This is a genomic window from Rossellomorea vietnamensis (assembly GCF_008180415.1).
Taxonomy (GTDB): Bacteria; Bacillota; Bacilli; order Bacillales; family Bacillaceae_B; genus Rossellomorea; species Rossellomorea vietnamensis_C.
In genome coordinates, this window is record NZ_VTEI01000016.1 from 55651 (window position 1) to 65311 (window position 9661).

Consider the following 9661-nt stretch of genomic DNA (forward strand, 5'->3'; position numbering starts at 1 on the left):
ATACTATCGGAACTTAAATGATTTATGAATGATAAATATTAGGAGGGTAACTCATGCGTACGACATATATGGCAAAAGCTAATGAAATCGAACGTAAGTGGTTCGTTGTTGACGCTGAAGGCAAGACTCTTGGTCGCCTTTCCAGCGAAGTAGCAGCAATCTTACGTGGTAAACACAAACCAACTTTCACACCACACGTTGACACTGGTGATCACGTGATCATCATTAATGCATCTAAAATTGAATTGACAGGTAAGAAACTTACCGATAAAATCTACTACCGTCACAGCCAGCACCCAGGCGGTTTGAAATCCCGTACGGCTCTTGAAATGCGTACAAACTACTCAGAAAAAATGCTTGAACTTGGAATTAAAGGTATGCTTCCAAAAGGATCTTTAGGCCGTCAAATGTTCAAGAAATTGCATGTTTTCGCAGGCGCTGAGCATACGCACCAAGCACAACAACCAGAAGTTTACGAACTTCGTGGATAATTAATAAGAGGAGGTTATTATCTTGGCACAAGTTCAATATTACGGAACTGGTCGTCGTAAGAGCTCAGTAGCTCGTGTACGTTTAGTACCAGGTAACGGAAAAATCGTTATTAATGATCGTGAAGTAGAAAACTACATCCCATTCGAAGCACTACGTGAGGTTATCAAACAACCTCTAGTTGCAACTGAAACTGTTGGCAACTACGATGTGTTGGTAAACGTTAACGGTGGTGGATACACTGGCCAAGCTGGTGCAATCCGTCACGGTATCGCCCGTGCATTGCTTCAAGCTGATCCTGAATACCGCGGAACTCTTAAGCGTGCAGGATTACTGACTCGTGACGCTCGTATGAAAGAACGTAAAAAATACGGTCTTAAAGGCGCTCGTCGTGCACCTCAGTTCTCAAAACGTTAATATTTATTATCGTTCGATCCCAGCTGGTTTATCCAGCTGGGATTTTTTTGTTTGTCCTGATGCTGCTAATAATCACTGTGTCGACAAGTCGGTTTACCTATATAGTGCGAGAGGCTGTTAAAGGTTTGGAGGGGGGAATAGGCTTGCAGAGGATATTGTTTCTTGATAGTGTGCTCAAATCCTTTCGTCGTTCTTATCCCGATACATATGATATTTTCCAGGGTGGGAAAGCAGTCATGAAACAGTCATTTTGTCGAAAAAATAGAAAGCGCCGAAAAACTTGCTGTTTCCTAAGATAATAATCGTTTTTCAGTAGCCCGGCGGTAACTTCAAGACACAAGTGTCACATAGGAAGCATGTAAAGGACAGTTCGAGCCAAAGATGAAGCTCAAGTGTCACATAGGAAGCGTGTAAAGGACATTTCAAGCAATATCACCTCAAGGTGATGATGTTAGTTGGTCATCTCTGCCCTGCAGGCAGCTGAAAACTCATAAAAATTTATATTCGTATATCAGGGGGCATAACGGTCACCAGGCAGAATTGGAAACCATTGCTCGAATGAAGTAGAACTTTAAGCAAAAAATACGTTCAAAGGGAGGGAACAGCTTTGAGCGTTATTACTTCATTTAATTCTAAGAGAAGAGAGAAGCAGATACAGCATGAAAGGAAGCTGCTGCGGGAAATCTCAATAAAGATGCTCCAAGAAAGTGTCCGAAAGCATTTTGGACAGATAAAAGTACAGGGCGGGGTCTTGATGCAGCAGGGGTTTGATGAAGCCTGCTTTGATGTGGCTATAGAAGCCTATTTACTTGGAGGCAAGTTAAGCAAATTTGGTTATGGCGGAGAGGCTGAAGAAGAAGTTCAGAATCGGTGTAAACCTGAGATGAAGCATTATATCGATACACTATATAACTTCTGGCTTTATTGGTCAGAGATCGGTGTTTCCAATGCAGTGGATGAGTCCTTTTACTACAGCTGTGAACATTTCGTTGAAACATGGTGGAGTGAAGGATACAGAAACGGCATCAAGAGACATAAAATGAGAATGCATTAAATTTATTCCGGCAGTTCTAAAATCTACCCTTGTCCCATATTTTTTATAGAGATGGGGGAGGGGAAATTAAATGAACAATAAGCTGAAGATGATAGGGGTTGCCGGAGTAGTCATCATCCTTTTTTTTATATTTCAGTATAAATTGCTGGACACGAATACATGGGAATCGTGGAACCTGCCTTTATCAGGGAAGATTATATACCTGGATCCCGGGCATGGCGGAGCTGATGGAGGCGCTGACAGCGGAGAGGGCAGCGCCAAGGTCCTTGAAAAAGATATTGCATTGAATGTAACGTTGATGCTGCGGGATTACTTTCAGGAGCAGGGAGCACTCGTCATCCTGACAAGGGAAGATGATCATGACCTGGCACCTGAAGGAATGAAAGGATACAGCAGACGAAAGACGGAAGACCTTAAAAAACGGCTGGATCTCATCAATTCCTCAGATGCAGATCTGTATCTAAGTATTCATTTGAACGCTATTCCTTCCAGCAGGTGGAGCGGGGCACAAACGTTTTATAATCCAAAGTTTAAAGAAAACAAAGAGGTTGCCACGTCCATTCAGTCAGAGCTGATCAGGAATCTGGAAAATACGAAGAGAGAGGCAAAAGGAATCCAGAATGTGTATCTTGTTAAGCACATCAACAAGCCAGGTGCACTGGTGGAAATCGGATTTCTTTCCAATCCAGGTGAAAAGGCCAATCTCATGACTGAAAAATACCAGCAAAAAGTGGCAGCCTCTATATATGAAGGAGTACTAAAGTATTATGATGAGAAAACTGATGAGGAATAATCCTCTCAGTTTTTTTATTTGGCACCTAAGCAATATCTGTCAATTGATGTACCTCCTTTGCAAGTTGGTCCGCTAGTAAAAGTGTTGGTTGGTTATGTCCCGTCGGTTGAGTAGATACATGAGTGAGGGGTTCTGACCGGAGATATGTCTTCAAGAGATTCGGGTGGATACATGAGTGAGTGGTTTTTGCTGGAGATATGTCTTCGAGATGCTCGAGTGGATACATGAGTGAGTGTTTTTTGCTGGAGATATGTCTCCAAGCGGCTCGAGTGGGTACATGAGTGAGTGGTTTTTGTTGGAGATATGTCTTCAAGAGATTCGAGTGGATACATGAGTGAGTGGCTTTTGCTGGAGATATGTCTCCAAGCGGCTCGAGTGGATACATGAGTGAGGGATTTTTGCTGGAGATATGTCCTCAAGCGGCTCGAGTGGATACATGAGTGAGTGGTTTGTGCTGGAGATATGTCTCCAAGAGGTTCGAGTGGATACATGAGTGAGTGGAATTAGTCCAAGATATGTCCTCAAGCGGCTCGAGTGGATACATGAGTGAGTGGTTTGTGCTGGAGATATGTCTCCAAGAGGCTCAAGTGGATACATGAGTGAGGGGGGGGGTTGGAGATATGTCTTCAAGAGGCTCGAGTGGATACATGAGTGAGTGGTTTTTGTTGGAGATATGTCTTCAAGAGGTTCGAGTGGATACATAAGTGAGTGGTTTTTGTTGGAGATATGTCCTCAAGTTCTCAAGCCGCTCGAGTGGATACATGAGTGAGTGGTTTCTTGCTGGAGATATGTCTCCAAGAGGCTCGAGTGGATACATGAGTGAGTGGTTTTTGTTGGAGATATGTCTTCAAGAGGTTCGAGTGGATACATAAGTGAGTGGTTTTTGTTGGAGATATGTCCTCAAGTTCTCAAGCGGCTCGAGTGGATACATGAGTGAGTGGTTTTTGTTGGAGATATGTCTTCAAGAGGTTTGAGTGGATACATGAGTGAGGTTTCTTGCTGGAGATATGTCTTCGAGAGGCTCGAGTGGATACATGAGTGAGCGGAATTAGTCCAAGATATGTCCTCAAGCGGCTCGAGTGGATACATGAGTGAGGGGTTCTGACCGGAGATATGTCCCCAAGAGGTTCGAGTGGATACATGAGTGAGTGTTTTTTGATGGAGATATGTCCTCAAGCGGCTTGAGTAGATACATGAGTGAGGGGGTTTTGTTGGAGATATGTCTCCAAGAGGCTCGAGTGGATACATGAGTGAGCGGATTTAGTCCAAGATATGTCCTCAAGCGGTTCGAGTGGATACATGAGTGAGTGGTTTTTGCCGAAGATATGTCTTCAAGAGGTTGGAGTGAATACATAAGTAAGCGGGTTTAGTCAGAGCTATGTCTCCACAAAGCTGCAATCGAAACATGAGTAAGCGTTTTTAACCTGAGATACGTACCCAAACAGTTCGATAGGGCTATATGAGTGTATGTTTATCACCTCAGCTATGCCTTCGCCCTGCCGGTATGAATGCAAGGGTAAGTCAGTGTATTGCAAAGTCAAGCTGCTTTCAAAAGAGCCAGGTTCTTTCGATGATATAACTCCCGATTGATGAACAGATGATAAAATATCCTGAAATAAATACTCATAATGATTTCCGTCATCAAATGAATTTATGTTATTTTCTCCCTCCAAGCTGTTAGACAATTCAATAGAATTAGAATATGTTATACTGAAAAAGAATGTAAACGAATTCAGTATTAAAGGAAGGTGTAAAGAATGTTAACAGAACAACAAGTGAGAGATTTATTATATAAAATTAAAGATCCTTTCTTACATAAAACACTCGAGGAAACCAACGGTGTTGTTGAAGTTAGTGTAAAAGAAGAGAAAAGCCATGTCAGCGTGAAGGTAGCGATTGCGAAGACGGGGACTGCTGAACAGATGAAGATGCAGCAGGAAATCGTCAAGATACTAAAAGAAAATGGTGCTGAAACGGTTGGTATTCGTTTTGCTGACCTTCCGCCAGAAGAGCTTGAAAAACATAGAGGAGCACAACCTGAAGTTGATGGGGAATCCGGCAGCCTGCTTTCACCTGGAAGCAAGACAACCTTTATCGCTATCGCGAGCGGAAAAGGCGGCGTTGGAAAATCAACTGTTGCCGTAAATCTTGCTGTTTCACTGGCGCGTGCAGGCAAAAAGGTCGGATTGGTTGATGCTGACATCTACGGATTTAGTGTTCCGGATATGATGGGAATTGTAAAGAGACCTGTCGTAAGAGGTGAAAAAATCATTCCAGTTGAAAGATTCGGGGTGAAGGTAATATCCATGGGATTCTTTGTGGAAGACAATGCTCCAGTTATTTGGAGAGGACCGATGCTTGGCAAGATGCTCAATAACTTCTTTGGCGAAGTGGAGTGGGGAGAACTTGATTACCTGCTGCTGGATCTGCCGCCGGGAACAGGAGATGTAGCTCTTGATATTCATACGATGCTTCCGCAGTGTAAAGAAATCATTGTGACCACTCCTCACCCTACAGCGGCTTTCGTTGCTGCGCGTGCAGGGGCCATGGCCTTAAGCACAGATCATGAAATCCTGGGTGTTATAGAAAATATGTCTTACTTCGAGAGCAAAACGACTGGAGAGAGAGAATATGTCTTTGGAAGGGGAGGCGGCGAGAAGCTATCTGAAGAATTAAGAACGGAGCTTCTTGGACAACTTCCTCTTCAACAGCCTGACTGGGATGAAGATGACTTTGCTCCGTCTGTATACGATGTGGACCACCGCATAGGCAAAGTCTATGGAGACATCGCCCACAAAGTGATTAACTTGCTTTCTTAGAGCAAAAAAGAGCGGTGAACTTATATGGTTCACTGCTCTTTTTATAATGCGAAAAGGAGTTAAGCTCCGCCTTCACCGCCGGATTCTTCGGAACCTCCGCCGCCTCCGGACTCACCTCCGCCGCTTTCACCCCCGCCTTCTTGACCCTGCTCTCCGCCCTGGCCTTTCATTTCCCCGGCTGCTTTAAGCAGGATATCTTGAATCTTGGCTTTGAATAATGGGCTTTCAAAGGTTTCGGTTACAACCTGCTGCAGGTGTTCTCTGTATTCCTTGCTCTTCAGCGTCTCCCCGATTTCCTTTTGAATTTCTGGATCCTTGAGAATATCCATGACCATTCCTTGGTACTCGGGATCTTTCATGAGGTCTTTTAAAAGCTTTTCATTTTCAGTTTTCATGCTCTTAGCCATCTGTTCAGCAAATTTTGGATCTTCAAAGGATTTTTTCCAAAATTCGCTTCCTTTTTCTGATGTGAGGGTCGTGACAATGGTCTCTTTTACGACACTTTCATCCATGATCAGCTGCTGTTTCACTTTTTCATCCGTCATGATTTCCTGAATCGCTTTCTTTCCATCATCTGTTTTTAGTATATCAACAACCATTTTCTTGGTCTCGTCGTAGTCAGGCTGGCTGGCGCTTGCTTGTCCGCCTCCTCCGCCGCCACAGGCAGATAGTATGAGGAGCGGCAGCAGTACCAAAAGTAAGGATAGTTTTTTCATTTTAAAGCCCCTTTCACTTCAAAATATCCCTACAATTAATATGAGTTAAATGAAAAAAAATATACCGAGGGAAAAGTTGATGTGGATTTTTCAAATGCTCGTTTGGTACAATCAAAGAAGTGCAAAAAATTGTAATGGAGGCATTTTCTAAGTGACTATCCGGAATTGGATTCGATTATTCTTCTCCACGCTTATGATAGGTGGACTTGTTACTGGTATTTCAGGATTAATATTAAGATGGGATGAATTTGCTCCCTGGTTCAGCGACTTTGAATTAGGTAAAGTCATCTCTGTGTTTTTATGGCTGGTTGTTGTCGGTTTTACGTTTAGTGTCATCAGCCAAATGGGCTTTTTTGCATATTTGACGATTCATCAATTTGGAATGGGGATGTTCCGTTCTTTCTGGAAAACAGTTCAGATTGTTATCACCCTTTTTGTGTTGTTTGATTTGGTCTATTTCCGCTTTGATGGCTTTATGGTAAATGGAGAAATCAAGCCATCTTATATCCTCTTGTTTTCATTGATTCTCGTGACGGGGCTGGTAGTAGCTTATTTAAAGAACAAGCAGTCCGGACAAAATACATTTGTTTCGGCGATTTTCTTCATGGTCGTTGTTACCGTGCTTGAATGGCTTCCGGTTTTGCAGGCAAAGGAGAGCAAATGGCTTTTCCTTATGTTGTTCGCTTTGCTGGCGTGTAATGCTTATCAGCTTCTGGCCCTGCCGAAGTTCAATAGAAGGTCTGAAGAAGAGAGAAAAAGTAAAAAATAAAAAGAGGACTGATCCGATTGCCGGGTCAGTCCTCTTTTCTCTTTTTCAAAGGCTGTTTTCGCATATATTGTTGTTTTCGGAAAAATCCCAAGAGCCGGATTTTTCCCCGGATACTAAGAGTTTTATCTCTTATCAGGGAGCAGTAGCTCTTTTCTTTTCGATACTACCGTATTTTTCCTAATAGATAATGATATTTCTTCGGAATTAGTATCAAATAGCAACAAAGTTTACGAAAAGAGTCTTTTTAAAGGAAAGAAAGTTTAAACATGGTGGATTGGATAAACGACAGCGGCTCAAATCCAAACGGCTTTTTTCTCTTTGGAACATTTGCCTGTCGGGGCTGATCGAGGCGCTTCAGCTTTTGATCCGTCCAGCTTCAGCGCCTAGCCCCTCGGGGTCAAATAACCCTCAGAGAATAAAAGGAAAGAGCGCCTTTTTTTCTCTGAGGAACATTTGCCTGTCGGGGCTGATCGAGGCGCTTCAGCTTTTGATCCGTCCAGCTTCAGCGCCTAGCCCCTCGGGGTCAAATAACCCTCAGAGAATAAAAGGAAAGAGCCCCTTTTTTTCTCTGAGGAACATTTGCCTGTCGGGGCTGATCGAGGCGCTTCAGCTTTTGATCCGTCCAGCTTCAGCGCCTAGCCCCTCGGGGTCAAATAACCCTCAGAGAATAAAAGGAAAGAGCCCCTTTTTTTCTCTGAGGAACATTTGCCTGTCGGGGCTGATCGAGGCGCTTCAGCTTTTGTTCTTATGGTATTAAGGTTGTCTTAGTTTTCCCATTCGCAATCATTTCAGACACACTTATGAAATCCCCTTTTGATTTAAGAGACTTCACAATTTCCGGCAGGGCCTTTTCTGTCTGTTTAGCTGAATCAGAAGCGTGAAGAAGGACAATATCCCCTTTCTTAGCAGCAGAAACATTCTCTACAATCTGCTCCACTCCGGGATTCGTCCAATCCTGGGAATTCACACTCCAGTGAACGACCGTATATCCCAGTTTATCTGCAATAGATAAAACTCTTTTATCAAAATGACCGGTCGGCATCCTGAGAAGTTTTACATCTTTAACGTTAAGCTTCGTAAACACTTCTTGAGCCTTCTGTAAATCCTGAATTACCTTCCCGTCATCCATATCGCTGTAATCCTTATAAGCGTACCCAAGGCTGCCGATTTCATATCCCTGCTTATTAATTTTCTCTACAAGATCCGGGTGCCTTTCCGCCCATGCACCAGATAGAAAGAAGGTCGCTGATTGAACGCCCTGTTTTTCAAGTGCATTAAGAATCGGCTCTGCCTTTTCATCACCCCATCCAACATTGAAAGTAAGTGATACGCCCTTATCCCCTTTATATATGGCTTTAGGTCCATCATCCGTTGAGAAAACAGGCAAAGCAGAAAGACTTCCCGTAAAAATAAATAAAGCGGTGAAGAAAGATATAACCAGAATAAGAATGCCTTGTTTAACTTTTCGGCCATTTAATGTGTAAAAAACATTCATACTATCCCTCCAAGAGACGATTTCCTAATCTAACATATGCATGTCCGAAGAAAAAATATTACAGAAAAAGTGAAATGGTGATTATAAATTGGGCTCTTTTGGAAAAAACTACAATTACAACATTGAAGGGGTGAATGTTTTGCTGGGCTTCCTTATAAATGAAAGAGAGAGACAGGAAATTGAATATCTATTAAAGAGAGAAATGGATGAAATACTATTTGATTTAAAAGATTCCAGGATCGATCATATAGTAAAAAGAGCTATGGATGAGAGATATAAAATATTATTCACTTTATTTAAAAGGGTTGCCTCAAAAAAAGAATGCCTTAAATACATGAAGACTACGAAAGTTCAGCAGGAAAGATAGAATAACGGGATTAGAACTGGACAAGCCTGGGTCAATAATTTTTTTGTGAAGAACCGTTGACTTTCAATTGGTATCCTGATATATTATTAAACGTCGCTGTTTTACGACAGTGATTCACAAAAAAACATCTTTAAAAACTTCAAAAAAGTTGTTGACTCAGCTTGCTGGAAGTGGTAAGATAATTAAGTCGCCAAAAACGAGCGACACAGATTGAACCTTGAAAACTGAACAAAACAAACAAACAAAACGTCAACGTAAATCTAGTAAGAACATGTTTCTTACAAAGTTGCTAATACTTTAAAAATAGCAAATGAGCAAGTCAAACTTCTTTCGGAGAGTTTGATCCTGGCTCAGGACGAACGCTGGCGGCGTGCCTAATACATGCAAGTCGAGCGGACTGATGGGAGCTTGCTCCCTGAAGTCAGCGGCGGACGGGTGAGTAACACGTGGGTAACCTGCCTGTAAGACTGGGATAACTCCGGGAAACCGGGGCTAATACCGGATAGTTCTTTTTCTCGCATGAGGAAAAGTGGAAAGGCGGCTTCGGCTGCCACTTACAGATGGACCCGCGGCGCATTAGCTAGTTGGTGGGGTAACGGCTCACCAAGGCAACGATGCGTAGCCGACCTGAGAGGGTGATCGGCCACACTGGGACTGAGACACGGCCCAGACTCCTACGGGAGGCAGCAGTAGGGAATCTTCCGCAATGGACGAAAGTCTGACGGAGCAACGCCGCGTGAGT

9 protein-coding genes and 1 rRNA gene are annotated in these 9661 nt (G+C 43.0%); 8 read left to right on the plus strand and 2 right to left on the minus strand.

Going from position 1 to position 9661, the window contains the following annotated elements; genetic code table 11:
• Positions 1-53: 53 nt before the first annotated feature.
• The 5 genes from rplM (at position 54) to FZC78_RS20540 (ending at position 5572) form a co-directional block, all read left to right on the plus strand.
• Positions 54-491 carry a 50S ribosomal protein L13 gene (gene rplM, locus FZC78_RS20520; RefSeq protein ID WP_113929787.1) on the plus strand — a complete coding sequence of 146 codons (438 nt, stop codon included), beginning with the start codon at positions 54-56 and terminating at the stop codon, positions 489-491.
• A gap of 22 nt (positions 492-513) precedes the next feature.
• A complete protein-coding gene (gene rpsI / locus FZC78_RS20525; RefSeq protein ID WP_006838393.1) occupies positions 514-906 on the plus strand; it encodes a 30S ribosomal protein S9 in 393 nt (130 codons plus the stop codon).
• A gap of 607 nt (positions 907-1513) precedes the next feature.
• Positions 1514-1960, plus strand: coding sequence for a DUF2521 family protein (locus FZC78_RS20530; protein ID WP_148941957.1), 447 nt, complete (start codon positions 1514-1516; stop codon positions 1958-1960).
• Positions 1961-2030: 70 nt separating this feature from the next.
• Positions 2031-2753 (plus strand): N-acetylmuramoyl-L-alanine amidase CwlD, encoded by a 723-nt coding sequence (cwlD, locus tag FZC78_RS20535; RefSeq protein WP_148941958.1) that lies wholly within the window; start codon positions 2031-2033, stop codon positions 2751-2753.
• 1757 nt (positions 2754-4510) lie between these two features.
• A complete protein-coding gene (locus tag FZC78_RS20540; protein ID WP_148941959.1) occupies positions 4511-5572 on the plus strand; it encodes a P-loop NTPase in 1062 nt (353 codons plus the stop codon).
• Between the two features lie 59 nt (positions 5573-5631).
• On the opposite strand, the gene gerD is transcribed toward FZC78_RS20540, so the two are convergent.
• Entirely contained in the window at positions 5632-6288 is a 657-nt protein-coding gene (gene gerD, locus FZC78_RS20545) for a spore germination lipoprotein GerD (protein WP_148941960.1), read from the minus strand.
• 151 nt (positions 6289-6439) lie between these two features.
• Between gerD and FZC78_RS20550 the strand changes: the two genes are divergently transcribed.
• Positions 6440-7057: a KinB-signaling pathway activation protein gene (locus tag FZC78_RS20550; protein WP_148941961.1), complete on the plus strand. Its 618-nt coding sequence runs from the start codon at positions 6440-6442 to the stop codon at positions 7055-7057.
• Between the two features lie 745 nt (positions 7058-7802).
• Here the strand turns inward: FZC78_RS20550 and pdaB are convergent.
• A complete protein-coding gene (pdaB, locus tag FZC78_RS20560) occupies positions 7803-8552 on the minus strand; it encodes a polysaccharide deacetylase family sporulation protein PdaB (RefSeq protein ID WP_148941962.1) in 750 nt (249 codons plus the stop codon).
• Between the two features lie 139 nt (positions 8553-8691).
• Here pdaB and FZC78_RS20565 point away from each other — a divergent pair, with 139 nt between their 5' ends.
• Both FZC78_RS20565 and FZC78_RS20570 read left to right on the plus strand, forming a co-directional pair.
• Positions 8692-8919, plus strand: coding sequence for a hypothetical protein (locus FZC78_RS20565; RefSeq protein WP_148941965.1), 228 nt, complete (start codon positions 8692-8694; stop codon positions 8917-8919).
• A 327-nt stretch (positions 8920-9246) separates the two neighbouring features.
• A 16S ribosomal RNA gene (locus FZC78_RS20570) occupies positions 9247-9661 on the plus strand; the annotation flags it as partial.

Bases quoted from the DNA above. Each gene is read 5' to 3' on its own strand.
- rplM (WP_113929787.1), top strand. From the start codon at position 54: ATGCGTACGACATATATGGCAAAAGCTAATGAAATCGAACGTAAGTGG.
- cwlD (WP_148941958.1), top strand. From the start codon at position 2,031: ATGAACAATAAGCTGAAGATGATAGGGGTTGCCGGAGTAGTCATCATC.
- FZC78_RS20540 (WP_148941959.1), top strand. From the start codon at position 4,511: ATGTTAACAGAACAACAAGTGAGAGATTTATTATATAAAATTAAAGAT.
- gerD (WP_148941960.1), bottom strand. From the start codon at position 6,288: ATGAAAAAACTATCCTTACTTTTGGTACTGCTGCCGCTCCTCATACTA.
- pdaB (WP_148941962.1), bottom strand. From the start codon at position 8,552: ATGAATGTTTTTTACACATTAAATGGCCGAAAAGTTAAACAAGGCATT.